This is a genomic window from Aromatoleum evansii, from assembly GCF_045689615.1.
Classification (GTDB): domain Bacteria; phylum Pseudomonadota; class Gammaproteobacteria; order Burkholderiales; family Rhodocyclaceae; genus Aromatoleum; species Aromatoleum evansii.
Genome location: NZ_CP141259.1, coordinates 589,056 through 614,788, shown reverse-complemented (window position 1 = coordinate 614,788; position 25,733 = coordinate 589,056). Strand labels below are relative to the sequence as shown.

Sequence of the window (25,733 nt, the reverse complement as noted above, 5' to 3'; positions counted from 1 at the left end):
CCCTGCTAGAATCCGCGCCATTCAAGGAGAGCACCATGCGCCGCAACCTGATCGTGCTGCTGATGGCCCTCGCAACCCCGGTTGCGGCCCAGCAGCCTCCGAAACTCGAACCGATCCCCGAACCGCCGCCGATGCCGGCGAGCGATCCGTCGCTGGATCCCGAAGTCCGCATCGTCAAGCGCGGCGAGGACACCGTGCAGGAGTACCGCATCCGCGGCAAGCTCTACATGGTCAAGGTCACGCCTCCGCACGGCGTGCCCTACTACCTGATCGACAACGAAGGCAACGGCGTGATGACGCGGCAGGATGTGCTGCCGACGCTCGCCGTGCCGATGTGGGTGATCAAGTCCTGGTAATGCAATCCCGGCCCACGGGCCACTGACCCACCCTCGTACCCTGCCATGTCCGTTTTCACCGCTGTCGCCCCCGAGACGCTGTCGCGCTGGCTCGGCCACTATGCCATTGGCCGCCTCGTCGAGCTGCAGGGCATCTCGGCCGGCGTGCAGAACAGCAACTTCTTCGTCACCACCACGCTCGGCCGCTACGTGCTGACGCTGTTCGAGGCCATCCCGCGCGCCGAACTGCCCTATTTCCTGCACCTCATGGCCCACCTCGCACGCCACGGGCTGCCGGTGCCGGCCCCCATCGCCGACCGCGACAACGAGTACCTCGGCACGCTGTCCGAGCGCCCCGCGGCGCTGGTCATGCGCCTGTCGGGCAAGTCCGAGATGGCCCCCGGCGAACGCCACTGCGAGCGCGTCGGCGCGATGCTCGCGGGCCTGCACCTGGCCGGCCTGTCGTATGGGCGACGCCAGGAAAACCCGCGCGGCGCGGCATGGCGCACGGCCGCCGCCGCACGCGTGCGCCCCTTCCTGCCGGCAGACGAGCAGGCCCTGCTGGATGCGGAACTCGCCTTCCAGGCCGCGGCGAACTACGGCCACCTGCCGCGCGGCGTGATCCACGCCGACCTCTTCCGCGACAACGTGCTGTGGGATGGCGACTTCATCGGCGGCGTGATCGACTTCTACTTCGCCGGCCACGACGCGCTGCTCTTCGACGTCGCGGTGACCGTGAACGACTGGTGCACGACCGAGGGCGGTGAACTCGATGCGCAACGCACCGCCGCGTTGCTCTCCGCCTATCACGCCGAGCGCCCCTTCACGGACGCCGAACGCGCGAACTGGCCTGCCATGTTGCGCGCCGCGGCGCTGCGCTTCTGGCTGTCGCGCGCCGAGGATTACCACCTGCCCAAGCCGGGCGAGATGGTGCTGGTAAAGCCGCCCGCAGAATACCGCGACATCCTGCGCCTGCGCATCGCGGCGACGCCACCGCTGCCGCTCTGAACGATGAACGATCCGCACATGACCGATCACGGCGCATCGCACCGCCGGCACCCTCTCCCCCCGCCCGGGCACGTCACGCCTGCCGACACGCTGCGATGGATCGCCGCGGGCTGGAAGACCTTCATCGTCAATCCCGGCACCTGGGTCGTCCTGACGCTGGCGCTGATCGCCGTGCTGTTCGCGCTCGCCGCCGCAGTGGGCTTCATCCCGACCTTCGGCCCGCTGCTCGCCCCGCTGGTCCTGCAGCTCGTGTTCCCGATGCTCGTCGCCGGCATGGTCACCGGCGTGCATGCACAGCACCAGGGCGAGCCGCTGCGTGTCGCCCACCTGTTCGAAGGCGCGCGCCGCCATTCGGGCAACCTGCTGATGGTCGGTTTCTTCTACGTGCTCGGCGGACTCGCCGCTGCCCTGGTCGCGGTCCTGGTCGGCAGCAGCGCCGCGGTGACGGGCATGCTGGTGGGCCTGCTCGGCAGCATCGGGCTGGCCAGCGGCGTCGCCCTGCTCTCGGCGGCGCTGTGGCCCGTCCTGCTGATCCTGCTGCTGATGGCGCTATGGTTCGCCCCGCCGCTGGTGGTGCTGCAGAACGTGTCGCCGCTCGACGCGATGAGGCTCTCGCTGCGCGCCTGCGTCTCCAATCTCGGCAGTTTCATCGTCCTCGGCTTCGTCCTCTACCTGCTCACCTGGATCGCCATGCTGCCGTTCGCGCTGGGCGTCCTCGTGCTCGTCCCGGTACTGGCCGGCGCGCTGTATGCGGCCTGGCAGGACACCTTCGCTCCCCATGCCCCGCAGCCGACACCCGCGCTGCCCGGCCCCACCGACACCCCTGCCGAGTAAGCCGCATGCAAGCACGACAACTTCCGGCCGGGCGCGGCTTTGCCTGGCTCGGCGAAGGCCTGCAGCTGTGGCGGCGCAATCCCGCGCTGCTCACCTTCGCCTCCTTCGGCTACCTCCTGCTGCTGATCCTCGTCAGCGTCGTACCCTTCATCGGACAGATCATCGCGTCGCTGCTGACGCCGGTCCTGTCGCTCGGCGTGCTCAACACCTGCCGCGCCATCGACGCCGGGCGCAAGGCGGGCCCGGACGTGCTGTTCTCAGGCTTCCAGCAGAACCTCCCCGCACTGATCGTCATCGGCGGCATCAACTTCGCCGGCGTCTGGCTCGTGCTGGGGCTGACTGCCATTGCAGACGGCGGCACCCTCTTCGGGCTCATGACCAGTGGCGGCAAGCTCGAGCCGGAAATTGCCACCAGCACCGGCTTCACCATGGCGCTGATGATCGCGATCGCTCTGTCGACACCGGTGATGATGGCCTACTGGTTCGCGCCGCTTCTCGCGGGCTGGTGGCAGGTGCCCGCACCGAAGGCGATGTTCTTCAGTTTTTTCGCGTGCCTGCGCAACTGGCGCCCCTTCCTCGCCTACTCGATCGCGCTGGCGCTGTTCGGTGCGGTCCTGCCGGGCATCGTGCTCGGCATCATCGGTACGATCTCGCCGACGCTGGCGACGCTGCTCTCGGTGCCGCTGCCGCTGCTGCTGATCCCCATCGTCTTCGCCAGTTTCTACACCAACGCCCGCGACATCTTCGGCGAACCCGGGAATGCCCCCGAAGAAGCCTGACGCGGGCACGCTGGGGCTGCTGGGTGGCACCTTCGACCCCATCCATTTCGGCCACCTGCGCCTCGCCGAGGAAGCCCGCGAGGCGCTCGGGCTCGCCCAGGTCGCCCTGATCCCGGCCGGCCAGCCGCCGCACCGCGACGTGCCGCAGTCCCCTGCCGCCGACCGCCTGGCGATGGTGCGGCTGGCGAGCGCCGGCAATCCCGGCCTCGTCGTCGACGACGGCGAGGTGTTCGCCCCCAGCAAGAGCTACACGATCCTCACCCTTGAGCGTCTGCGCGCCCTGCACGGCGCCGGGCGCCCGCTGGTGCTGATCCTCGGCGCCGACGCCTTCAACGGCCTGCCGGGCTGGCACCGCTGGCAGGAGCTCTTCGGCCTCGCCCACATCGCGGTCGCCAACCGGCCGGGCTACGCGCCGCACGGCCGGCGCTGGCCGGGCACGCTGTCGCCGGAACTCGACGCCGCGTGCGCCGGTCGCATCGATACGAACCCCGCCGTCCTGCACGGCAGCCCTGCCGGGCGGGTGGTTCCCTTCGACATGACCCCGCTGGCGATCTCCGCGTCGCTGATCCGCGACCTCATCCGCGGCGGGCACAGCGCCCGCTATTTGCTGCCCGATTCCGTTCTCGACTATATTGGGTTGCACCACCTTTACCGCAGAACCTGATGGACACCCGCACACTCGAAAAAACCGTCGTCGCCGCCCTGGAAGACATCAAGGCCAAGGACATCGAAGTCATCGACACCACCCGCCTGACCTCGCTGTTCGACCGCGTCGTCATCGCCACCGGCGACTCCAACCGGCAGACGCGCGCATTGGCGCGCAACGTGCAGGAAAAGGTCCGTGAAGCCGGGGCCCGGGTGGCCAGCGTGGAAGGCGAGGAGACCGGGGAATGGGTGCTCGTCGACCTCGGCGACATCGTCGTGCACATCATGCAGCCGGCGATCCGCAGCTACTACAACCTCGAAGAATTGTGGGCCGCCCCCTCGACCCTGCGGCGCGGCCGCGCGGCCACGGGCGTCGCGGCGCAGTGACACGCGCCCTGCGGGCGGCTTCGCACCGGCCGCCGCTCCTGCACACTCACCGATGAAACTGCTGATCGTCGCCGTCGGCACGCGCATGCCCGCGTGGGTCGAGTCCGGCTTCGACGAGTTCGCGCGCCGCATGCCGCGCGAGCTGCCGCTGCAACTCGTCGAGGTGAAGGCCGAACCGCGCACGACCGGCAAGACCGTCGACGCGATGATGGCGGCCGAAGCCGCGCGCATCGAAGCGGCCCTGCCGCCGCGTTGCCGCCGCGTGATCCTCGACGAGCGCGGCAGCGACCTGACCACCATCGCACTCGCCGGCCGGCTGGAAGCGTGGCAGGCAGAAGGGGCGGACGTCGCGCTGATCGTCGGCGGCCCGGACGGCCTGTCGCCGGCGCTGAAATCGAGCGCGCACGAACGCATCCGGCTGTCGAGCCTGACGCTCCCGCATGCGCTCGTGCGCCCGCTGCTCGCCGAAGCCCTGTACCGCGCCTGGACGGTGCTGAAGAACCACCCCTATCACCGGGAGTGAGCACCCGCGCAGGCTCAGGGAACGATGCGGACGATGCCTTCCATCCCGTCCTCGCGATGCCCCGGCAGGCTGCAGAAGAAGGAATAATCGCCCGCCTTGAGCGGCACGAGCCAGAGTTCGATGTCGTTGCGCGAGCGCACGTACACCGAATTCACGTAATCGGCGATCACCCGCCCGACGCTGGAATTCACCATGCGCAGCGCAATCACCTTCTCGTCGAAGAGCGAGCCGCCGACCATGTCGTGCGCCACCGCACCGACGTTGCGCAGCACCAGCTTGTACGGCTGGCCGACCTTGAGGCGGATCTCGTCGGGCTCGTAGCTGTGGTCCTTGAGCGCGACCTCGACCACGGTCACTTCGGTCCAGTCGATACCGGCGAGCGCCGGATGCATGCGCACCACCGGCTCTTCCTCGGCCGCTGCAGCGCCTGCGGCTCCCGTGCCGAACGCGAGAGCAATGGCGATCAGCGCCGCGCGCAGGGCGCCGACCAGAGTCTTCACCGCGCTCATTTCACTGCGCCGAAATCGAACACCAGCGGCTCCGATACGCTCTTGTGCTCGGCATTGGCCTTGTTGAACACCGCGATCTGGCCGGTGATCCGCGCTCCCGCCTTGAACGCGGCGTCATCCGCATGGCCTGGATCGAGGGCGCGGGCGAATTCGAGATTCCAGTGCCCTGCCTTCCACACCCCCTTGGCGGCCACGTCCGCGGCGCTGCCCGAGGGGTTCGCGGGGGCGAACGAAGGCAGGCGATCGCCCTTGTTCTCCTTGGGGCGCGGCAGCATCTCGTAAGACGCCGCGCCCTCGTCGCGACGCTTCGTGATGTAGATCACCGGGCCGTCCTTGACCTGATATTCGGCGGCCGACTCCTGCATCTTGGTCGTGACGTGATGCACCATGTCCTCGGCGATGCCCGACGGGTTGGTCCGCGCGGCCGACCACAGCCAGACGTCGACCTTGTAGTCCTTGGTCGACAGCATCGTGCGGTCGAAGTCGCCGGCGAGGTGGAAACGCACCGCGAACATGTCCTCGAGCTGGCTCTCGCGCTGGTACTTGTCGCCACGCCAGCTCCATTCCTTGTGCACGGCGTCCGCGGCGTCGTCCGGATAGCGCACGGCGAGGTAGAACCGCCCCGCCGCGACGCCCGCCTTCAGCTCGACCGTCAGGTTGCCGGCGGTGTTGCGCTCGCCGGCCGGATCCAGACCGTACTTCGCCCGCTCCTCGCGCTCCAGCGCCGGTTTCACCGGCACCTTGATCCAGCCGCTGCCCCCCCACTCGCCCAGGTCGCCGTCCGGCTTCGGTGCGGCAGCGAGGTTGGACACCGGAATCACCTGCGGCGTAGGGGCCTGCGCATGCGCCACCATGGGCAGCAGCGAAAGGAGCGGAACAAGAAACTTCATGGGCGGCTCGGCAGGATGGCGGGAAGGGGCTTACTCGACGACGATCGAGCCGTGCATGCCCTGATCCTTGTGGTCCTCGATCGTGCAGATGACCTCGAACTCGCCCTTATTCACGGTGACGAAGAACAGCTCGACGGCCCCGCCGTTCTTGTAAGCCTCGACGGCCGTGAAGTACGGCGCCTTGATCTCGCCGCCATTCGGCTTGGGCGTCTGCACCTTGCGCCACGCGACCGACTTGAAGAACTCCGTCGCCGTGTAATAGTGGTCCTTCTGGCCCACGTTCTTGATCACCAGACGGTAGGGCTGGCCGGCCTTGAGCTTGAGATCCTGCGGCGTGAAGCTGTGCTCGGTGAGTTCCACGGTGATCGTCTCCATCGCGTCCCAGTTGGCGGCCTTCACGATCGCGGCGGCATCGGCGACGGGCTCGGCAGCTCCGACAACGAGGGGCGCGGCGAGGATCGCCCCGGCGAGAAGAGAGATGAGGGACATGCGCATACGGACTTGCTCCAGAGTAAATTGGCGATGCCGGATCGGCCTGCGTGCCTCGGCGACGTGATGCACAACACGCGGGCATTTGATGACCGGGGAATTGTATCAATTAAATGCAATGACAAGCACGACGGGCCACCGCGGACGACGCGCCGTCATCCGCCCGCAAATCGGCACATGCGCCGGGTCGCAGCGCAGCCAAGAGGGTAGAATCCGCCCCAATAACCGCCGGCATCCCGTACCCGAAAGCCATGAGCAGCCTCCAAGCCCGAATCTACCTCGCCTCGCGCAGCCCGCGCCGCCGCGAGCTCCTGCGCCAGATCGGCGTGCATTTCGACCTGCTCGTATTCCGGGGCACGGAGCGCGGGGCCGACGCCGACGTCGACGAGACGCCGCTGCCGGACGAGAACGTCGAACACTACGTCGAACGCGTCGCGCTCACCAAGGCCGAGGCCGGATGCCGGCGCCTGCAGTGGCGCACCCTGCCGCAGCACCCGGTGCTGTCGGCGGACACGACCCTGGAACTCGACGGCGAGATCATCGGCAAGCCGGCCGACGCCAATGACGCCGCGGCGATCCTGCGCCGCCTGTCGGGGCGGACGCATCGCGTGCTGACCGCGGTGGCGATCAGCGACGGCGCGCGCACGCGCAGCTGCATCAACACCAGCGAAGTGCGATTTCGTGCCCTCGCCGATGGCGAGATCCGCCACTACGTCGCGACCGGCGAGCCGATGGACAAGGCCGGCGCCTACGGCATCCAGGGGCGCGCGGCGATCTTCATCGCGGAGATCCGCGGCAGCTACACGGGAATCATGGGCCTGCCGCTGTTCGAGACGGCGCAGCTCCTCGACGCCTTCGGCTATCCCCTGTAAGCTCGACCAGTTCCCGCCCGGTGTGCGCCGGGCGGCGTCCTCGATGGGCAATGCGCAATCGGTGCCTCACGTCTGCGCTTGCGCATTTCCCATTGGCAGCAATTCCATGAGCATCGAATTTCTCATCAACTTCACGCCGCAGGAGACGCGCGTAGCGATCGTCGAGCAGGGTGTGGTGCAGGAGCTGCACGTCGAGCGCACCGCCAGCCGAGGCATCGTCGGCAACATCTACCTCGGCAAGGTCGTGCGTGTGCTGCCGGGCATGCAGTCGGCCTTCATCGACATCGGCCTCGAACGCACCGCCTTCCTGCACGTCGCGGACATCTGGAGCGATCGCCACAACGGCGACACCGGCAAGCCGATCGAGCGCATCCTCGTCGAAGGCCAGAACCTCACCGTACAGGTGCTGAAGGACCCGATCGGCACGAAGGGCGCGCGCCTGTCGACGCAGATCAGCATCGCCGGGCGGCTGCTCGTGTACCTGCCCCAGGAAAAGCACATCGGCATCTCGCAGCGCATCGAGGACGAGGCCGAGCGCGAAGCGCTGCGCGAACGCCTCACGCGCCTCGTGCCCGCCGATGAGGCCGGCGGCTTCATCGTGCGCACGATGGCCGAGTCGGCCTCCGACGAGGAGCTCGCCGCCGACATCGCCTACCTGCGCAAGCTGTGGGGCGAGATCCGCAACAGCTCGACCGGGCGTTTCCCGCCGGCAGTGCTCTACGAAGACCTCGGCCTCGGGCAGCGCGTGCTGCGCGATCTGGTCAACGACGACACGACGCGCATCCTCGTCGACTCGCGCGAGAACTTCCAGAAGCTCACCGCCTTCGCCTCCGAGTACAGCCCCAAGGTGCTGCCCCTGCTCGAACACTATGGCGGCGAGCGTCCGCTGTTCGACCTGCACAGCGTCGAGGAGGAGATCCAGAAGGCGCTCGCGCGGCGCGTGAACCTGAAATCCGGCGGCTACCTGATCATCGACCAGACCGAGGCGATGACCACCGTCGACGTGAACACCGGCGGCTTCGTCGGCGCACGCAACTTCGACGACACGATCTTCAAGACCAACCTCGAGGCCGCGCAGACGATCGCGCGCCAGCTGCGCCTGCGCAACCTCGGCGGCATCATCATCATCGACTTCATCGACATGGAAAACCCCGAGCACCGCGACATGGTGCTCGACGAGTTCCGCAAGGCGCTCGCGCGCGACCACACCAAGATGACGGTGAATGGCTTCACCGCACTGGGGCTGGTCGAAATGACGAGGAAGCGCACGCGCGAATCGCTCGCCCACCTGCTGTGCGAGCCCTGCCCGACCTGTGGCGGACGCGGCGAGGTCAAGACCGCGCGCACGGTGTGCTACGAGATCCTGCGCGAACTGCTGCGCGAGGCGCGCCAGTTCAACGCGCGCGAATTCCGCGTGCTCGCCGCGCCCAACGTGATCGACCTCTTCCTCGACGAGGAGTCGCAGTCGCTCGCGATGCTGTCGGACTTCATCGGCAAGAAGATCTCGCTGCACCCGGAGGCGAGCTACTCGCAGGAACAGTTCGACATCGTGCTGCTGTGACGCCCCCCGCGACGCCCCGAGGCGTGGAGCCGACGCCGCAGCGCTTCGGCAGCGCGCCGCTGCGTTACTTCGCCGCAACGCGACCTGCCTTCCTCAGCGTGACGCTGGTCGGCTGCCTGATCGGCCTGGCTGCGGCGCGCGCCGATGGAGTCCCCCTGGACACCTTGCAGGCAGTCGTCGCCGTGGCGTTCGCCCTACTCGCCCATGCGGGCGCGAACGTGCTCAACGACTACCACGACGCCCTGAGCGGCGCCGACGCCGCGAACACCGACCGGCTCTACCCCTTCACCGGCGGCAGCCGTTTCATCCAGAACGGCATCCTGACGGCAGGCCAGACCGCAGGCTTCGCCTACGCGCTGCTCGGGCTGGTCGTGCCGGCCGGGCTGTGGCTCGCGTACGGCTCGGGGGGAGGCCTGATCGCGATCGGGTTCGCGGGACTCGTCCTCGGCTGGGCCTACTCGGCACCGCCGCTCAAGCTCGCGAGCCGCGGGCTAGGCGAGTTAGCCATCGCCGGCGCGTGGTTGCTGGTAATCGTCGGCACGGACTTCGTTCAGCGCGGGACGTTTGCGTGGACGCCCGTCGCGGCAGGCCTGTCGTTCGCGCTGCTGGTCGCGAACCTGCTCTTCATCAACCAGTTCCCCGACCGCGCGGGCGACGAGGCCGCCGGCAAGCGCACGCTGGTCGTGCGCCTGGGCGCGGATACGGCGAAATGGGGCTACTTCGCGATCGCGCTCGTGGCCTACGGCTGGCTCGTGCTGCAGATCGGACGCTACAACCTGCCCCAGGCCTGCGCAGCCGCAGCGCTGACGCTGGTGCTGTCGCTCAACGCGGCACGGCAACTGCGCGAGCATGCGGCCGACCCGGCCGAACTGCGCCCGGCGATCAAGCTGACGATCGCGGCCACGAACCTCCACGGTCTGGTGCTCGCCGCCACGCTCGCCTTCGCCCGCCATACCTGAACCAATCTTCGGACCCGAAACCATGATCGGACGCATCGCCGGCATCCTGCTGGAAAAGAATCCTCCCCAGATCGTCGTCGACGTGCATGGCGTCGGCTACGAGATCGACGTGCCGATGAGCACCTTCTACGGCCTGCCTGCGACCGGCCAGCCGGTGACGCTGTTCACCCACCTCGCGGTGCGCGAGGACGGCCACTTCCTGTACGGTTTCGCCAGCGCCGACGAGCGCGCGGCCTTCCGCCAGCTGCTGAAGGTCTCCGGGATCGGTGCGCGCACGGCACTGGCGGTGCTCTCGGGGCTGTCGGTGACGGACCTCGCGCAGGCGGTCGCCTTGCAGGAGGCTGGGCGTCTCGTGAAGATCCCGGGCATCGGCAAGAAGACCGCCGAACGTCTGCTGCTGGAGCTGCGCGACAAGCTCGGCAAGGCGCTGCCGACCCTCGGCGCGAGCGTGCCCGCAGGCGCGGCGGCGCAGCCAGCGGACAACCGCAGCGACATCCTCAACGCGCTGCTCGCGCTCGGTTACAACGAGAAGGAAGCGCTCGGCGCGATGAAATCGGTGCCCGAGGACAGCGGCGTCTCCGACGGCATCCGCCTCGCACTCAAGAGCCTGTCGAAGGCCTGAAGCACCGCCCCGCGCTGCGCTAAACTCCCGCCATGATCGAAACCGACAAGCTGCACGCCCCGCGCATCATCTCCGCGCAGACCGCCGACCGCCAGGAAGACGCCGTCGAGCGCGCCCTGCGCCCGAAGCGGCTCGCCGAATATGTCGGCCAGGCGAAGATCCGCGAACAGCTCGAGATCTTCATCGCCGCCGCACGCCAGCGCGGCGACGCGCTCGACCACGTGCTGCTGTTCGGCCCGCCAGGCCTGGGCAAGACCACGCTCGCGCACATCGTCGCCGCCGAGATGGGCGTAAACCTGCGCCAGACCTCCGGGCCGGTGCTCGAACGCGCCGGCGACCTCGCGGCGCTGCTCACCAACCTCGAGCCGCACGACGTGCTCTTCATCGACGAGATCCACCGCCTGTCGCCGGTCGTCGAGGAGATCCTGTACCCCGCGCTGGAAGACTTCCAGATCGACATCATGATCGGCGAAGGCCCGGCCGCGCGCTCGGTGAAGCTCGACCTGCCGCCCTTCACGCTGGTCGGAGCGACCACCCGGGCGGGCATGTTGACGAACCCGCTGCGCGACCGGTTCGGCATCGTTTCGCGGCTGGAGTTCTACACGCCCGAGGAGCTCGCCTTCATCGTCAGCCGTTCGGCGCGCCTGCTCGACGTCACCATCGACGACGCCGGCGCCTTCGAGATCGCGCGCCGCTCGCGCGGCACCCCGCGTATCGCCAACCGCCTGCTGCGCCGCGTGCGCGACTACGCGCAGGTCAAGGCCGACGGCGACATCACCGCCGCCGTCGCCGACGCGGCGCTGCGCATGCTGGACGTCGATCACCTCGGTCTCGACCTGATGGACCGCAAGCTGCTCGGTGCGATGCTGGAAAAGTTCGCCGGCGGCCCGGTCGGGCTCGACAACCTCGCCGCCGCGATCGGCGAGTCGTCGGACACCATCGAGGACGTGCTCGAACCCTACCTGATCCAGCAGGGCTACCTGCAGCGCACGCCGCGCGGACGCATCGCCACCGCCGCCATCTGGGAACACTTCGGGCTCGCACGCCCGTCGCGCGACGGCGACCTCTTCGGCGCCTGAAAGCGCGCAATGCGCACCTTCGTCGCCTTCACGATGACGCTGTGCCTGCTCGGCGGCGCATGGCTGCTGCGGGGCCCGGAGTTCTTCTGGCCCGACCGCCTCGACCCGTCGGAAGGGGTGTTCCTCGGCGGTCTGTCCTCACAGCTTCTGGGCGCGGGCCTGCTGACGATCGCGGGGCTCGGCGCGATGGTCGTTGGACGCGCGGCCCGTGGCGTCCACGGCGCACCGACGCGCGCGTGGCAGGTCCGCTACTTCCTGCTGATCCTGATTGCGCTGGGGCTGGTCAGTGCGGCTTTCAGCCTCGGCGAGCGCGGCCCAAACCCGGACTGGCGCGCGCCGGGGAGCTCCGCCGATCCGACGTAGGGCGGGAGGAGCCGAAGGCGTATCCCGCCACCGGCTGCCACAATTTCCTCGACCGTCGAGTGGCGGGATTCGCTGCGCTGCTCCCGCCCTACGGATTCCGTGGCACCCGCCAGCGCGCCGACCGACCGCCGCGCGTCCTCAGCCGACCTGGACGGCGAGCCCCTTCAGGTATTCACCTTCCGGCACCGCGAGCCCGATCGGATGATCCGCTGCGGCAGACAGCCGATGCAGGATGCGCGCATCGACACCCGCGTCGCTCGCCGCACCGGCGACGATCTTCTGGAAGAGCTCCAGGCCGATGCCGCCCGAGCAGGAGTAGGTCATCAGGATGCCGCCCGGATTGAGCAGGCGGAAGCCGAACAGGTTGATGTCCTTGTACGCGCGCGCCGCGCGGTCTGCATGTGCGGCCGAGGGCGCGAACTTGGGCGGATCCAGCACGATGAGGTCGAAGGTCCGCCCCTCGGTCTTCAGCGCGCGCAGCGCTGCGAACACGTCCGCCTCCATCCACTCCGCGCGGGTCGCGTCGAGGTGCGGGTTGAGCGCAACGTTGCGGCGCGCGACCTCCAGTGCCGGCCCCGACGAGTCGATCGACAGCACCGATGTCGCGCCGCCCGCCAGCGCCTGCAGCGAGAAACCGCCCGTATAGCAGAAGCAGTTCAGCACGCTGCGACCGTTTGCGAGCAGCCCGGTGAGGCGGCGGTTGTCGCGCTGGTCGAGATAGAAACCGGTCTTGTGGCCGGCGACGACGTCGACTTCCATGCGCACGCCGTTCTCGACGATGGTCAGCGCCCCCTGCGGCAGCTCGCCATACACGCAGCCCGTCATGGGGCCCAGGCCTTCCAGCTTGCGCACGTCCGAGTCGGAACGCTCATACACCGCCTTGCAGCCTGTCGCCTGCACCAGCCCGGCGACGATCGCATCGCGCCACTTCTCCGCGCCGGCGCTGGTGAGCTGGACGACGACCACCTCACCGAAGCGGTCGGCGATCACGCCCGGCAGGCCGTCGGACTCGCCGTGGATCAGGCGCACGCCGCTCTCGCCCGCGAGCAGCGGATGGGTCGCACGACGGGCAACCGATTCGGCGACGCGGCGCTTGAAGAATGCGTGGTCGATCGAAACGTCCGGCGCGAAACTCCACATGCGCGCGCGGATCTGCGACTCGGGCGACCAGGCTGCGCGACCGAGCGCACGACCATCGTCCGCGACGACCTCCACCGTATCGCCAGGCCGCGCGCGCCCTTCGAGGCGAGCCACGGAGCCCGCGAACACCCACGGGTGGCGGCGCAGGAGCGAACGCTCCTTGCCGGGATTCAGAACGAGCTTGGACATGGCGAAAACCGCAAAAGGATCAGGCGCGTGAGTGTATAGCCCTGCGCCGCACCTCGCCAGCCAAGCATCCGCAACGCTGCAGCCGGAACCGCTGTCAGTCCTGCATGCGCTTGCGGATCCGATCGGCGGTATCGAGCAGTTCCGGCAGATCGCGCGAACCCAGCAGCCCGCCAAAATGCTCGATCGCCCGCGGCGTGAGGAACAGGTGGCCGTTGCCGCGACGGGTGATCCAGCCGAGCTCCACGAGGCGCACGATCTTGCGCCGCACCGTCTCGCGCGGCAAACCGGTCGCCGCGGCAATGGAATAGGCGTTGCATGGGCGCATCACCGCGGCGAACCTGTCGCCATCGATGCTGACGTTTGCTTCGCCACTGTTCTCGAGCGCACCGATGTTATGCAGGGCAATTTCGCCGAGCAGCAGCGGCAGCAGGATGTCGCGCTCGAATTCCTCGAACAGGCGTCGCAGGCTCTTGATCTGGTAACGGGCCAGCAGGATCGCTGCGGCGCGAATGGGCGAGGGACAGGAGCCCTCCGCCACTGCATAGTCCCGTTCTCCGGCATTCGGGCTGTTTGCGTCTGGATTGTTTGTAGTGCGGCGCATGGCTGCCTTTCTCCCAACGCCCATAGAACAGGGGCGTAAGGCAGACTTGTCGGGGTCGGACGACGTGATTTTATTGGGGACTTGTTGCCCCCAGCATAGCGCAGACCCGCGACGTGACCGCGATTTTCTCTACCCGATTTGGGCAGGATTTCACAAGCCCCAAGATATAAGCAAATATTTCGGACGAGCAGTCCGTCAGCGGCGACGCGCGCGCGGATGCGCCGCGTCATAAACCTTGGCGAGGTGCTGAAAATCCAGATGGGTATAGACCTGCGTGCTGCGGATGCTCGCGTGCCCGAGCAGCTCCTGCACTGCCCTGAGGTCGCCGCTGGACTGCAGCACATGACTCGCGAAGCTGTGGCGCAGCATGTGCGGATGCACGTGCACGCCGAGGCCGCGCTGCTGCGCCCAGCGCGCAAGACGCGAGCGGATCGCCCCCGAACTCATGCGTGTGCCGCTGCGCGTGACGAACAACGCGGCCTCGTCGGCCAGCGCCACTTCGCCACGCAGTGCGAGCCATGCCTGCAGGGCCGCGACCGCCTGTGTGCCGACCGGCACGGTACGCATCTTGTTACGCTTGCCGCGCACCGTGACCATGCGCTCGCCCAGATCGAGCGCCGGTCCGACATCGAGCGCCGCCAACTCGGCAAGACGCAGGCCCGACGAGTACAGCAGCTCGAACATCGCGTGGTCGCGCACTTCCAGCCCGTCCCCCGCCTCGGCATCGAGCAGCGCCTGAGCCTGGTCGGGGGAAAGCGCCTTCGGCAAGGGCTGGGGCGACTTCGGCGGGCGCACCCCCTCGGCGGGATTCAGCGCCATTTCGCCACGCTGGCGGATGAACCAGCGGAACAGCCCGCGCCAGGCCGACAGTGCGCGCGCGATCGAGCGTCCGCCCAGCCCTTCGCCGTGCATGCGCGCGACGAAGCGGCGGATGTCGTGGGCAGACAGGGTCTGCGGTGCGCGCCCGTCGGCGAGGCGATGCAGGCGTTCGAGATCGCGCCGGTAGTTCTCCAGCGTGAGCGCGGCCGCGCGCCGCTGGGTCGCGAGATAGCCGAGATAGGCCGCCAGCCACTCGGGCGGCGGCAGCTCCGCGACAACGGCCGGGTCGTCGCGGCCCGTCATGCTCAGCCCAGCTGCCGACGCAGCGCGGAGGCGACGATATCACCGATGCGCGAGACGTAGAGGGTGCCCATCTCGGGGTAGAAGCGCTCGTTCTCCTGGCTGCCGAGGGCAAGCAGGCCGAAGGTCTGCGCGTCGCGGCGCAGCGGGATCAGCGCGACCGACCGCACGTGCGCGGAGTCGGCGCCAAACCACTCCAGGACCTCGAGATTGACGGGCGCGCCGCAATACGGATGGCGCATGTCGCCGGCGAAGAAACGCATCGCCTCGCTGACCGCAGCGAAGTCCTCGCCCTCGCGCGTGAGAACCGAGTTCCAGATTCGCAGGGCGATGCTGGGCACGGAGAAATCGTCGCGCAAGTTCTCGAACAGCGCGTGACGCAGGGTTTCATAGTCCTCCGCCTCGAGCAGCGCGAGGGTCAGGCGATGGACCTTCTCGCCGATCTCGTCGTTCTCCTCGCCGAAGCGGATCAGTTCGGAGAGCTTGCCTTCGAGGAGGCGGATCTTGTCGCGCAGCGCATGCAGCTGGCGCTCGGCAAGGGAAATCGCCTGCCCCCCGTGCGGATGCGGCACGGTCAGCTGGGTGAAGAGTTCCCCGTGCTCGGCGAGGAAGTCCGGGTGTTCCTTGAGATATCGTGCGACGTCGGCTGCGTTCATGCTAGGACCATTCCCTGCGGACGGTTGGCGTCCGCGCGTGTTCGTTGGCAACCGGGGCGGCGCGCGGGGTGCACGGCGCCGTCCGGCTGGATCATGCGAGTTCGATCTCGCCGGCAAAAACCGTCACGGCCGGGCCGGTCATCAGCACCGGCTCGCCGACGCCCGCCCACGCGATCTCCAGCTCGCCGCCGCGCGTCTCCACGCGTACCGGCGACACCAGCAGCTCGCGGCGGATGCCCGCGACCACCGCCGCGCACGCGCCCGTGCCGCAGGCGAGCGTCTCGCCCGCGCCGCGCTCGTACACGCGCAGGCGGATGCGATGTTCATCCACCACCTGCATGAAGCCGGCGTTGACGCGGGCGGGGAAGCGCGCATGCTTCTCGATCAGCGGCCCCTGGACGGCCACCGGGGCGGCATCGACGTCGGCGACGACCTGCACCGCGTGCGGATTGCCCATCGACACCGCAGTGATCGCGACCGGCGTACCGGCGACGTCGAGCGGCTGCACGACGGCGTCGGAATCCGAGACGAAGGGCACGCGCGCCGGCTCGAACACCGGCACCCCCATGTCTACGGTGACCAGGCCGCTGTCCTCGAGGCACGGCGCAATCACCCCGGATTTCGTCTCGACGCGGATCTCGCTCTTGGCGGTGAGCCCCTGCTCATGCACGAAGCGCACGAAGCAGCGCGCACCGTTGCCGCACTGTTCGACCTCGCCGCCGTCGGCGTTGAAGATGCGGTAGCGGAAATCCACACCCGGCTGCGACGCCGGCTCGACCACCAGCAGCTGGTCGCAGCCGACGCCGAAATGGCGGTCGGCGAGAAAGCGCACGCGCTCGGGCGTGAGCTCGACGTGCTGGCGCACGGCGTCGATGACGACGAAGTCGTTGCCGAGGCCGTGCATTTTGGTGAAGCGCAGGTGCATGGAAGGGTTCCGCTCAGTAGGTTCGAATCGGCGCGGGCCGAACCCCGGAATTCTCGCGCAGCATCCGGGGTGAGTCCAGCGACGCGCGGCAATGCCTTGCCTCTTGCCCCAAAGCACGCCCGATCGCGTGGGAGCGGCTTCAGCCGCGAATGGGCGCCGGTTCGCGGCTGAAGCCGCTCCCACGGGGCAATGCAGGATATGAACAGCGCCGCGACGCGCTCAATACGGCCGCTTCTCCCCCGGCGGACGGGTCTTGAAGCGGCGATGCACCCAGTAGTACTGCTCGGGCATCGTGCGCACGACCGACTCGATCCACTGGTTCATGCGCAGCGTATCGGCCTCCACGTCCTCGGTCGGAAAATCCGCCCACGGTTCGCCCAGCCGCGTCACATAGCCCTTGCCTCCCGGCAGCATCTCGGTCACCACCGGCACGACGGCCGCTCGCGCGAGGCGCGACAGGCGCGACAGGCCGGTGATCGTCGCCGCCGGCACGCCGAAGAAGGGCACGAAGATCGAGTCTTCGCGCCCGTAGTCCATGTCCGGCAGGTAGTAGAACGGACGCCCAGCCTTCATCGCCTTCACGGTGCCGCGCACGCCGTCCTGGCGCGACAGCAGCAGCTGGTCGCCAAAGCGGCTGCGGCCGTGGAACAGCCAGCGGTCGAACACCGGGTTGTTCTGGCGCGCATAGACGCTCACGCTGTCGAACTCCATCGCGAAACGCGCACCGCCCATGTCGAGACCGAGGAAATGCGGCGCCAGCAGCAGCACCGGCCGCCCCGCGGCGACCAGCGCATCCACGTGCTCGCGCCCTTCGAGCCGGATCATGCCCTTCAGGCGCGCCTCGCTCGCCCACCACAGCAGCCCGCGCTCAAGCATGCTGCGACCCAGCGCGTGGAAGTGGGCCCCCGCGATGCGCGCCCGCGCAGTCTCGTCCATTTCGGGAAAGCACAGGCGCAGATTCACATTGACGATGTGGCGGCGCCGGCCCGCGAAGCGGTACAGCAGCTCGCCCACCGCCGTGCCGATGCGCGCCTGCATACCCAGCGGCAGCCAGTGCAGCAGCCAGAAGAGCGCAACGGCAAGCCAGCTCGCGATGCGCGCCATCACCGCTCGCCCTCCGGCGCCGGCACGCCCGACGGCTTCTTGTAGCGGTTGTAGCCCCACAGGTACTGCGCCGGCCCTGCAAGGATGAGGCGCTCGATCTCGCGATTGATCGCAACGCAACGCTCCTCCAGCGTGCCGGCGATCGGTTCGACCGGCTCGGAGATGCGCACCACGTAGCCTTCGCCGCGCGGCAGGCGCTCGGTCCAGATCATCAGCGGCTTCACGCCCTTCACTTCCGACAGGCGCGCCGCCAGCGTCATCGTCCATGCCTGCCGCCCGAAGAACGGTGCCCACACACCCTCGCCCTCGGCCGGCGCCTGGTCCGGCAGCATGCCGACCATCTCTCCGCTCCTGAGCGCCTTCACGAGGCGCCGAACGCCCGACACGTCGGCCGGCGCGACGCGGATCTCGCCTCGCGCGCGCCCTGCCTCCATCAGCGGACCGAGCGCCTCCTTGCGCGGCGGGCGGAACAGCACGGTGATCGGGCCGTGCGTCGAGCAGTACTGCGCGCACATCTCGAAGCAGCCCAGATGCGGCGTGAGGAACAGCACGCTCGCGCCCTCGGCGCGGGCGCGCTCGACCAGTTCGCGCCCTTCGACGCGCACCACGCGCGACAGCACCTCCTCCTGCGGCCGCAGCCACACGAACGGGAGTTCGAACGCCTGGCGGCCGGCCTCGGCGATGGCGGCCTTCAGCAGGGCCGGATCCGAGCGCCCCAGCGCGTTGACGAGGTTTGCCTGGAGCCTGCGCGCGTAGGATGGCGAAAAGCGCCACGTGAGCCAGCCGGCCCAGCCGCCGAGGCGGTGCAGCCAGGCGAGCGGCAGTCGGGCGAGAATCCGGAAGAGTAGATTGACGATCACGGGCACTAAGGGGCGGCATGCGCGGAAGAACGATCCGCACGATTGACCGGCCGGGTCCAAAGACTATAATTATCGCTTAGCCGCCGAGTTAATACGACAACTTGCAGGGCGGCGCCACGAACGTACCTGAGCGGTCGTGGCAAACAAATACTGCTAAAGCGTCGGCTGCTCGACGAAATCCCCCGAGCCGGCCAAGACGCCGGAACACTCTGGGGATTTTTGTTTTCAGGAGCAGTGCATGAGCAGGGAATTCCTCTTCACCTCGGAATCGGTCTCGGAAGGCCATCCCGACAAGGTCGCCGACCAGGTCTCCGACGGCGTCCTCGACGCGATCCTCGCCGAAGACCCGAAGGCGCGTGTCGCCTGCGAGACGCTGGTGTCGACCGGCCTCGTCGTGATCTCGGGCGAGATCACCACCTCGGCACACCCGAACTACCGCGAGATCGCGCAGGAAGTGATCCGCCGCATCGGCTATGACAATTCCGACATCGGTTTCGACTACAAGAGCTGCGCGGTGCTCGCCGCGATCAACCGCCAGTCCGCGGACATTGCGCAGGGCGTCAATGAAGGCGAAGGTCTCGATCTCGACCAGGGCGCGGGCGACCAGGGCCTGATGTTCGGCTACGCCTGCAGCGAGACGCCGAGTCTGATGCCGCTGCCCATCTACTATGCGCACCGCATCATGCAGCGCCAGGCCGAGCTGCGCAAGGACGGCCGCCTGCCGTGGCTGCGCCCGGACGCGAAGAGCCAGCTGACAGTGAAGTACGTCGACGGCAAGCCTGCGGCGATCGACACCGTGGTCGTGTCGACGCAGCACAGCCCGGAGGTGTCGCACGCACAGATCAGCGAGGCCGTGATCGAGGAGATCATCAAGCCGGTGCTGCCGAAGGAGCTGATGAAGGGCGAAGTGCGCTACCTGATCAACCCGACCGGCCGCTTCGTCATCGGCGGCCCGCACGGCGACTGCGGCCTCACCGGGCGCAAGATCATCGTCGACACCTACGGCGGCGCCGCCCACCACGGCGGCGGCGCGTTCTCGGGCAAGGATCCCTCCAAGGTCGACCGCTCGGCCGCCTACGCCGGCCGCTGGGTCGCCAAGAACATCGTCGCGGCCGGCCTCGCCGAGCGCTGCGAGGTGCAGGTGGCCTACGCGATTGGCGTCGCCAAGCCCGTGTCGATGATGGTCGAGACCTTCGGCACCGGCAGGATCGCCGACGAGAAGATCGTCGAACTGGTGCAGCGCCACTTCGACCTGCGCCCCAAGGCGATCATCCAGGAGCTCAACCTGCTGCGCCCGATCTACGGCAAGACGGCCGCCTACGGCCATTTCGGCCGCGACGAGCCGGAGTTCAGCTGGGAAAACACCGACAAGGCCGCAGCGCTGCGCGCCGACGCCGGGCTATAAGCCCGCACACCGGGACGGCCGCGAGGTCGTCCCGTTTTTTTCCGCAACTTCGTGACGTAGTCGCTACCGGACCTCCGGCACACCAACCCTCGCAACCTGGTTTCGAATTATTCTCGCTCCGCCCCGCATTCCCACCCCGCGGAGCCCCCGAGGGAAGAATCCGGCGTCACGGCCAAGCAGACGGCACCAAGCCGCGCCCGGACGTCCGATAAATGCATCGGATAACAAAGTCCTTGGAGCGTCCGTTGGGACCCACGCATCTTTTCGGGTTGCTGCGCCCGAACCTCTCCCGCACCGCACCCGAATCGCTCTGCCGCCTGCTGATGGCCGCAAGCGGCCTGCTCGTGCTGGAACTCGACCCGCCGGACTTCTCGATCGCGCCTTTCGCGATCACGCCCCTGCTCCTCGGCTATCTGGCCTTCGCCGCCTGGCTGCTCGCGCGAGAGTTTCGGGGAAAACAGCCCCTCCCGCACGCGGCGTGGGCGGACCTCGTCTGGTGCCTCATCCTCACCGCGGTGACCGGCGGCACCAGCAGCGTGCTGTTCTTCTTCCTGATGCTCCCCATCATGTCGCACGCATTCCGCGACGGCTTCTCCGCTGGCTGGACGATGACCTGGGTGACCACCGCCGGCTTTCTCGCGGTCGGGCTGCCCAGCTCGCCGGGCGGCCCCCTGTTCGAGTTCAACCGCGCCCTCATCCGGCCGCTCACCCTGCTGATCCTGGGCTACATGATCGCGCGCGAGGGTGGCGTGCAGATCCGGGCGCGCAGGCGGCTGTCGCTGCTCGCCCGCATCGACACCGTGGCAAACCCGCGCTTCGGCGCAGACCGCACCCTGCTCAACGCCGCCGAACAGCTGCGGGCCACCTACGGGGTGCGCGAATGCCTGATCGTGCTGCAGCACGCGGATTCCGGCGACAGCATCCTCGCCCGCGCCACCGCGGACCGCCCCGCAACCGAAACGCTGCCGGCCGCCGCGACCGCCCCGCTCCTGACGCTGCCACCGGAAGCGCTCGTCGTGCATGCGCCCCGCGCATCGCTGTGTTTGGAGGCTGCGCCCGAAACGGTGCTGCCTCAGTGCCAGGGGCTTGGCGACCTCCTCGAAACACGGGCTTTTGCCTCGGTACCGATGAGTCGCGCCGGGTGGTCCAAGGGCCGGATATTCCTCAGCGACGACGTGCTCCCGCCCTTCGACGAGGGGGAGCTGAACTTCCTCGCCGAAGCCGGCATGCACCTCGCCCATATCGTCGAAAAGGTGGGCCTCCTCGACCGCCTGGCGTCGCTCGCCGCCGAGCGCGAAAGGCGCCGCATGGCCCACGACCTCCACGACCGGGCGATCCAGCCATACCTCGGACTGCAGCTGGGCCTCGAGGCTGCGTTGCGGCGCCCGGATTGCCCCCCGCCCCTTGCAGACGAACTGCGCGCCCTGCAACAACTCGCCCATCAGAGCGCGGACGAGCTGCGCGGAATGCTCGACGGGCGGCGCGCGGAAGGTGCAGGCGACGACATCCTGCGCGACTCGATCACCCGGCTCGCGAAGGAATACCGCGACCACTTCAGCATCGATCTCACCTGCGATTGCCCGCCGGACTTCAAGGTCAACGACCGGCTCGCCGCCGACCTCGTCGGCCTCATCAGCGAAGGACTGAGCAACATCCGCCGCCACACCGCGTCGCGCTGGGCACGGCTTTCCCTGCGGGGTGACGACGACACCTTGCGCCTGGCGCTGACCAACGAACGTCCGCCATGGGGCGGCACCGACTTCGTGCCGAAATCGATCCGCAACCGCGCCCGCGAACTCGGCGGCGATGCCCGGGTGGACCAGGGCACCGCCCCCGAAACCACCGTTCACGTCCAGATACCCTTGTGAGACCGCCGTGACGATCCGCGTAGCCATCATCGACGACCATCCCAGCATCACCTGGGGCTTCGAACGCCTCATCGCAACCGAGATGCCGCGCATGTCACCCGTCGGCGCCGCCCACGATCTCGCTGGCGCGCGCCGGCTACTGCACGACGCGCGCCCCGACGTCGCGCTCCTCGATCTCGATCTCGACGGCGCGAGCGGTATCGAACTGATTTCCGAGTTCGCTGACGATGCGATCCGCTTTCTCGTCCTGACCGGGTTGCGCGATGAATGCGCACGCCAGGAAGCAGTGCGTGCCGGCGCTCGCGGGGTGCTGAGCAAGAGCGAACAACCGGCGACGATCATTCGCGCGATCGACCGCGTACACGCCGGCGAGCTGTGGCTCGACCGCGCCCGTACCGGCGAACTCGTCGACAGCCTGCGTCGCCAGGCACGCTCGGCCGCCGCACCCTTCGCGACGCTCACGCCGCGCGAGCGGCAGATCGTCGCCGTCGCACTGGAGTATAACGGCGCCCCCAACAAGCGCATCGCCGAACATCTGGGCATCGGCGAAAACACGCTGCGCAACGCCCTGTCGACGATCTACTCGAAGACCGGGGTATCGAACCGGCTGCAACTGTACGCGCTAGCGCTGCGCCATCCGATGCGATGACCGTGCGATTCGTCACATCGACGCCCATCGACATGACGAATGTAATGCACCCCGAGTGACACCACTAACTGTCCGCCTCCGATCGAGCCCAATAGCATTGTTACAACCAGAAGCAAATGCAGCGCCACTACGCGGGAAGTGGCCTTTCGGATCGAGAGGGAGGATACAAGAATGAGCACCTACATCGGCGACGCCCAGAATAACGTCTACATTTCCGGCAGTGGCGACGACACCCTGAGCGGCGGGGAGGGCAGCGACCTTCTGGTCGGCGGCAACGGCGAAGACATCCTCAGCGGAGACGCAGGAAACGATCAGCTGGTCGGCGGCAACGACAGCGACACCCTCTACGGCGGCGAGGGGAATGACACCCTCGGCGGCACCTATTCCTACACCGAAGCCGTGGGCAAGACCGAAAAAACCGTAACGATCGCCGAGAATGGTGACGACATGCTCGACGGCGGAGCCGGCAATGACACGCTCGACGGCGGCAACGGCGACGACACCCTCATTGGCGGCGCCGACAACGACATGCTCACGGGCGGATTCGGGGATGACACCTTCGTCTTCAATTTCACCGTGACGAACGTTCTCGAGAAGACCACCGTCTATTTCCGCGACGGCGACGCGCCCAGCCAGAGCGCGGACTACAAGGCGTGGTCGAACTACGACACGCAGCTCGATGCCTGGCGCGCACTCATGGACGGCGCATACGGCGGCGATCTCGACGCAGGCAACACTTACGACGTCGATATCACCGTCAATGGCGGAACCGTAAAGAAGCCGGTGACGAGCACTTTCAGCTTCGAAGGCGACAACAGCTACTCGTACTGGGAAGCCAGCTCGCAGGCGACGATCGACGGCGACGACTATGACATCGTGCTCGACTGGATGGCCGGAAACGACAAGCTGCAGCTGAACGGTTTGAGCAACAATGCCGGCGACGTGAACTATTGGGGCAATTTCCTGACGTCCGACACGGCAATCGACGGCCAGACGGTCATCAGTTTCGACGGCGGCTCGATCATCCTCAAGGGAACGGACATGTCGATCTCGGACCTGGTTGCCGGCGACTACATCCTCTTCGCCTGACCCCCCGCGACCACCGGTGCAGCCTGACCAGCCGATGGCCGAAAGACGGGCCCGGACGGAACACACCTCCGAGCCCGTCGCATACGACTCGCGCACCCGGCGTCACACGATTCCCAGGGGCGCGCAGACTGCCCGACGCCGTCCGACCCGCATCGTCCGGTCGGGCAGCGTCGACGTCGCTACGGCAACTCCGCCGGATGCGTGAACACGAAGTCCCTGTCCTTCACCGGCTGGTGGCAGCCGAAACATTCCTGCACGAAGTTCGCGTCGGCACCGTAAGGCTTCTGCGCCCTGCCGAGCCAGCGCGCGAACCCCCAGCCGCCGGTCGCGGCGTACTTGGCGCCGTCCTTGACCATGAACTCCGCATGGACGAAGTCGCCCGGCGCAAGTGCCGTGTCCCAGCGGTCATGCTTGACCGCCTTCCACACCAGCTTGCCGAGGATCGCGCCGTCGGGCCACGGGTTGGTCCGCCCCTCGCGCGCCGCCCTGGCGGCCACGTCGTTGCCGAGCACCGCCCGCAGCGTGTTGTTGTCGGAACGCTGATGGACCGAGAGCACCTGCCACTGGCGGTAGCCTTCCGGCAACTGGATGCCGTTAGGGGCTGGATCGGCCGCGGAAGCGGAGACCGCTGCGCACAGCAGCGCACCGGCCAGCAATGAAAATCGTCTACTCATGGAACATCCTCCGTGTCGGTGGTCGTGCCCGCCGGTTGCGCGAGCCACGTCCTGAACAAACAGCCGACGCGGGGGAAATGTTCCCGGAATTGCGAAAGAAAGTTCAGCGGCGGCGCCGCTGCTGCGGACTCACCGGACCGCGGCCTTCGATGTGGCGGAAGGTGATGCGCCCCTTGCTCAGGTCGTAGGGCGACAGTTCCAGGGAAACCTTGTCACCGCACAGGATGCGGATGTGGTGCTTGCGCATCTTGCCGGCCGAATAGGCTACGAGGTCGTGACCATTGTCCAGCGTCACACGGAATCGGGCATCGGGCAGGACCTCGGTCACCACGCCACCCATTTCGATCAGTTCTTCCTTGGCGATGACAGTTTCTCCTCGGGAAGCAGAAAAAAGAAAAGGCCGGGCTTGTGCCAGGCCTTTCGGGGATGCGTACCGGAACGGATTCCGGCTACCGGCCCCGCCAGGGACCGGAGGCGCAGCGCTGCGGCCGCGCCGGCGCGGGCTTAGTCAGCCGCGCGGATGTTCGACGCCTGCTGGCCCTTGGGGCCGGTCGTCACGTCGAACGTGACGCGCTGACCTTCGGCGAGGGTCTTGAAACCCGAACCCTGGATCGCCGAGAAATGGGCGAACAGATCGTCACCGCCGTTTTCCGGGGTGATGAAACCGAAGCCCTTGGAGTCGTTGAACCACTTCACAGTACCGTTTGCCATGTCTTGTATTTCCTGAAAATTAAGGGACTTGCCCCTAGAGTGAGGGCGAAGGTCAAGACGGCAGGGTGAAGAGGAAAGGCATACCGCAGAAACAGCAGAGACCGGACCAGACAACAACTTTGCTACTTGAAGATCGCTGCCGCGCACTATGGACTGATTTGCTCCGCCCTGCAAACGAAATATTGTTTGTTACATTTTACGACACTCGCAAAGGGGCCGGATTCCGCCACCACTCCGCAGGCCTCGAACCCGCACGGGCCATGGGCATCGACAGTGGTGGGCGCCGAACCCGACCATCGGGCGCACCGAACCGCTAGGCGCCGCGATGTTCTAATATCTGCTTTTGCACCTCCATTCCGGATTTACCCCATGTTGCATCTCGCGCGTTGCGCCCAAGCGCTGTCGTTGTCCGGGCTGCTGCTCGCCGGCTGCGCATCGGCGCCGCCTCCCGCCTATCGCAGCGAAACCTTCGCCGCAGAATCGCCCTTCGTCACGTGGAGCACGCGCGATCCGGACGCGGCCTGCGAAGTCGGCAAGCGCGCCCTGCTGAGCCAGGGCTACCAGGTCGATGCATCGAACACGACGCGCATCCGCGGCGAGAAGTTCTTCCTGCCGAAGACCGACTACGGCATGACGCTCCACATCACCCTCGTATGCCTGCCGAGCAATGTCGGCACCGCCGTCTATGCGAACGCGCTGCAGACGCGCTACGAGCTGAAGTCCGCCGCAACGAGCGCGGGGGTCGGCGTCGCAGGCATCGGCTCGATCTCGCTGCCGTGGATGGCGGACAAGGAGGCGCTGGTCAAGGTCGGCGAGGAGACGATCTCGGACCCGGACTTCTACAAGCGCCTGTTCGGGCTGATCGAATCCCTGCAGGGCGGCTGAGAC

General features: G+C 67.7%; 31 protein-coding genes. 18 read left to right on the top strand and 13 right to left on the bottom strand.

Annotated features, from left to right (window positions below):
• Positions 1-35: 35 nt before the first annotated feature.
• Genes U5817_RS02660 through rlmH form a run of 7 tightly spaced genes read left to right on the top strand, consistent with a single transcriptional unit; the run spans position 36 to position 4,511 of the window.
• Complete coding sequence (locus U5817_RS02660; RefSeq protein ID WP_018991849.1) at positions 36-356, top strand: DUF2782 domain-containing protein; 321 nt, start codon at positions 36-38, stop codon at positions 354-356.
• A gap of 45 nt (positions 357-401) precedes the next feature.
• Positions 402-1,343, top strand: coding sequence for a homoserine kinase (locus U5817_RS02655; RefSeq protein ID WP_407279628.1), 942 nt, complete (start codon positions 402-404; stop codon positions 1,341-1,343).
• Between the two features lie 18 nt (positions 1,344-1,361).
• A complete protein-coding gene (locus U5817_RS02650; RefSeq protein ID WP_407279627.1) occupies positions 1,362-2,177 on the top strand; it encodes a BPSS1780 family membrane protein in 816 nt (271 codons plus the stop codon).
• Positions 2,178-2,182: 5 nt separating this feature from the next.
• Complete coding sequence (locus U5817_RS02645; protein ID WP_169129466.1) at positions 2,183-2,956, top strand: BPSS1780 family membrane protein; 774 nt, start codon at positions 2,183-2,185, stop codon at positions 2,954-2,956.
• Complete coding sequence (nadD, locus tag U5817_RS02640; RefSeq protein WP_407279626.1) at positions 2,937-3,620, top strand: nicotinate-nucleotide adenylyltransferase; 684 nt, start codon at positions 2,937-2,939, stop codon at positions 3,618-3,620. Before U5817_RS02645 ends, nadD begins: the two co-directional genes overlap by 20 nt.
• Positions 3,620-3,988 carry a ribosome silencing factor gene (gene rsfS / locus U5817_RS02635; RefSeq protein ID WP_169129479.1) on the top strand — a complete coding sequence of 123 codons (369 nt, stop codon included), beginning with the start codon at positions 3,620-3,622 and terminating at the stop codon, positions 3,986-3,988. Before nadD ends, rsfS begins: the two co-directional genes overlap by 1 nt.
• A gap of 52 nt (positions 3,989-4,040) precedes the next feature.
• Complete coding sequence (gene rlmH / locus U5817_RS02630; RefSeq protein WP_169129481.1) at positions 4,041-4,511, top strand: 23S rRNA (pseudouridine(1915)-N(3))-methyltransferase RlmH; 471 nt, start codon at positions 4,041-4,043, stop codon at positions 4,509-4,511.
• 14 nt (positions 4,512-4,525) lie between these two features.
• Here the strand turns inward: rlmH and U5817_RS02625 are convergent, their stop codons facing one another.
• Genes U5817_RS02625 through U5817_RS02615 form a run of 3 tightly spaced genes read right to left on the bottom strand, consistent with a single transcriptional unit; the run spans position 4,526 to position 6,405 of the window.
• Complete coding sequence (locus tag U5817_RS02625) at positions 4,526-5,020, bottom strand: cupredoxin domain-containing protein (protein WP_407279625.1); 495 nt, start codon at positions 5,018-5,020, stop codon at positions 4,526-4,528.
• A complete protein-coding gene (locus U5817_RS02620) occupies positions 5,017-5,910 on the bottom strand; it encodes an ethylbenzene dehydrogenase-related protein (protein ID WP_407279624.1) in 894 nt (297 codons plus the stop codon). Before U5817_RS02620 ends, U5817_RS02625 begins: the two co-directional genes overlap by 4 nt.
• Positions 5,911-5,940: 30 nt before the next feature.
• Positions 5,941-6,405, bottom strand: a complete 465-nt coding sequence (locus U5817_RS02615) for a cupredoxin domain-containing protein (protein ID WP_169129487.1) — start codon at positions 6,403-6,405, stop codon at positions 5,941-5,943.
• A gap of 245 nt (positions 6,406-6,650) precedes the next feature.
• Between U5817_RS02615 and U5817_RS02610 the strand changes: the two genes are divergently transcribed.
• The 6 genes from U5817_RS02610 to U5817_RS02585 all read left to right on the top strand — a co-directional run bounded on the left by U5817_RS02610 (position 6,651) and on the right by U5817_RS02585 (position 11,855).
• Positions 6,651-7,271: a Maf family protein gene (locus tag U5817_RS02610; RefSeq protein ID WP_407279623.1), complete on the top strand. Its 621-nt coding sequence runs from the start codon at positions 6,651-6,653 to the stop codon at positions 7,269-7,271.
• A 106-nt stretch (positions 7,272-7,377) separates the two neighbouring features.
• The gene (gene rng / locus U5817_RS02605; protein ID WP_169129491.1) at positions 7,378-8,832 is read left to right on the top strand and encodes a ribonuclease G; all 1,455 of its coding nucleotides are present in this window, start codon (positions 7,378-7,380) and stop codon (positions 8,830-8,832) included.
• A gap of 23 nt (positions 8,833-8,855) precedes the next feature.
• Positions 8,856-9,791, top strand: a complete 936-nt coding sequence (locus tag U5817_RS02600) for a prenyltransferase (RefSeq protein WP_407279622.1) — start codon at positions 8,856-8,858, stop codon at positions 9,789-9,791.
• Positions 9,792-9,813: 22 nt separating this feature from the next.
• On the top strand, positions 9,814-10,413 hold the full coding sequence (gene ruvA / locus U5817_RS02595) for a Holliday junction branch migration protein RuvA (protein WP_169129495.1): 600 nt from the start codon (positions 9,814-9,816) through the stop codon (positions 10,411-10,413).
• A gap of 32 nt (positions 10,414-10,445) precedes the next feature.
• Entirely contained in the window at positions 10,446-11,492 is a 1,047-nt protein-coding gene (ruvB, locus tag U5817_RS02590; protein ID WP_407279621.1) for a Holliday junction branch migration DNA helicase RuvB, read from the top strand.
• A 9-nt stretch (positions 11,493-11,501) separates the two neighbouring features.
• Positions 11,502-11,855 carry a hypothetical protein gene (locus U5817_RS02585; protein WP_407279620.1) on the top strand — a complete coding sequence of 118 codons (354 nt, stop codon included), beginning with the start codon at positions 11,502-11,504 and terminating at the stop codon, positions 11,853-11,855.
• A 138-nt stretch (positions 11,856-11,993) separates the two neighbouring features.
• Here U5817_RS02585 and U5817_RS02580 read toward each other — a convergent pair whose 3' ends face one another.
• From U5817_RS02580 to U5817_RS02550, 7 genes are all read right to left on the bottom strand, one after another.
• Positions 11,994-13,184: a class I SAM-dependent rRNA methyltransferase gene (locus tag U5817_RS02580; protein WP_407279619.1), complete on the bottom strand. Its 1,191-nt coding sequence runs from the start codon at positions 13,182-13,184 to the stop codon at positions 11,994-11,996.
• Between the two features lie 94 nt (positions 13,185-13,278).
• A complete protein-coding gene (locus tag U5817_RS02575) occupies positions 13,279-13,785 on the bottom strand; it encodes a hypothetical protein (RefSeq protein ID WP_407279618.1) in 507 nt (168 codons plus the stop codon).
• 195 nt (positions 13,786-13,980) lie between these two features.
• Positions 13,981-14,907, bottom strand: coding sequence for a tyrosine recombinase XerC (gene xerC / locus U5817_RS02570; RefSeq protein ID WP_407279617.1), 927 nt, complete (start codon positions 14,905-14,907; stop codon positions 13,981-13,983).
• A 2-nt stretch (positions 14,908-14,909) separates the two neighbouring features.
• Positions 14,910-15,560: a DUF484 family protein gene (locus tag U5817_RS02565; RefSeq protein WP_169129505.1), complete on the bottom strand. Its 651-nt coding sequence runs from the start codon at positions 15,558-15,560 to the stop codon at positions 14,910-14,912.
• 91 nt (positions 15,561-15,651) lie between these two features.
• Positions 15,652-16,485, bottom strand: a complete 834-nt coding sequence (dapF, locus tag U5817_RS02560; protein WP_407279615.1) for a diaminopimelate epimerase — start codon at positions 16,483-16,485, stop codon at positions 15,652-15,654.
• A gap of 219 nt (positions 16,486-16,704) precedes the next feature.
• Positions 16,705-17,589, bottom strand: a complete 885-nt coding sequence (locus U5817_RS02555) for a lysophospholipid acyltransferase family protein (protein WP_169129602.1) — start codon at positions 17,587-17,589, stop codon at positions 16,705-16,707.
• Positions 17,589-18,449 carry a lysophospholipid acyltransferase family protein gene (locus tag U5817_RS02550; RefSeq protein ID WP_407279614.1) on the bottom strand — a complete coding sequence of 287 codons (861 nt, stop codon included), beginning with the start codon at positions 18,447-18,449 and terminating at the stop codon, positions 17,589-17,591. Before U5817_RS02550 ends, U5817_RS02555 begins: the two co-directional genes overlap by 1 nt.
• Before the next feature lie 238 nt (positions 18,450-18,687).
• Here U5817_RS02550 and metK point away from each other — a divergent pair, with 238 nt between their 5' ends.
• The 4 genes from metK (at position 18,688) to U5817_RS02530 (ending at position 23,460) form a co-directional block, all read left to right on the top strand.
• Complete coding sequence (gene metK / locus U5817_RS02545; protein ID WP_169129511.1) at positions 18,688-19,854, top strand: methionine adenosyltransferase; 1,167 nt, start codon at positions 18,688-18,690, stop codon at positions 19,852-19,854.
• Between the two features lie 245 nt (positions 19,855-20,099).
• Positions 20,100-21,722, top strand: coding sequence for a histidine kinase (locus U5817_RS02540; protein WP_407279613.1), 1,623 nt, complete (start codon positions 20,100-20,102; stop codon positions 21,720-21,722).
• A gap of 7 nt (positions 21,723-21,729) precedes the next feature.
• Entirely contained in the window at positions 21,730-22,371 is a 642-nt protein-coding gene (locus U5817_RS02535; RefSeq protein ID WP_407279612.1) for a response regulator, read from the top strand.
• A 171-nt stretch (positions 22,372-22,542) separates the two neighbouring features.
• The gene (locus U5817_RS02530; protein WP_407279611.1) at positions 22,543-23,460 is read left to right on the top strand and encodes a calcium-binding protein; all 918 of its coding nucleotides are present in this window, start codon (positions 22,543-22,545) and stop codon (positions 23,458-23,460) included.
• Positions 23,461-23,639: 179 nt separating this feature from the next.
• On the opposite strand, the gene U5817_RS02525 is transcribed toward U5817_RS02530, so the two are convergent.
• The 3 genes from U5817_RS02525 to U5817_RS02515 all read right to left on the bottom strand — a co-directional run bounded on the left by U5817_RS02525 (position 23,640) and on the right by U5817_RS02515 (position 24,845).
• Positions 23,640-24,134 (bottom strand): cytochrome P460 family protein, encoded by a 495-nt coding sequence (locus U5817_RS02525; RefSeq protein ID WP_407279610.1) that lies wholly within the window; start codon positions 24,132-24,134, stop codon positions 23,640-23,642.
• A 103-nt stretch (positions 24,135-24,237) separates the two neighbouring features.
• A complete protein-coding gene (infA, locus tag U5817_RS02520) occupies positions 24,238-24,498 on the bottom strand; it encodes a translation initiation factor IF-1 (protein WP_169129604.1) in 261 nt (86 codons plus the stop codon).
• Between the two features lie 140 nt (positions 24,499-24,638).
• Positions 24,639-24,845 carry a cold-shock protein gene (locus U5817_RS02515; protein ID WP_015434198.1) on the bottom strand — a complete coding sequence of 69 codons (207 nt, stop codon included), beginning with the start codon at positions 24,843-24,845 and terminating at the stop codon, positions 24,639-24,641.
• Between the two features lie 369 nt (positions 24,846-25,214).
• Here U5817_RS02515 and U5817_RS02510 point away from each other — a divergent pair, with 369 nt between their 5' ends.
• Complete coding sequence (locus U5817_RS02510; protein WP_407279609.1) at positions 25,215-25,730, top strand: DUF2242 domain-containing protein; 516 nt, start codon at positions 25,215-25,217, stop codon at positions 25,728-25,730.
• Positions 25,731-25,733: the final 3 nt, after the last annotated feature.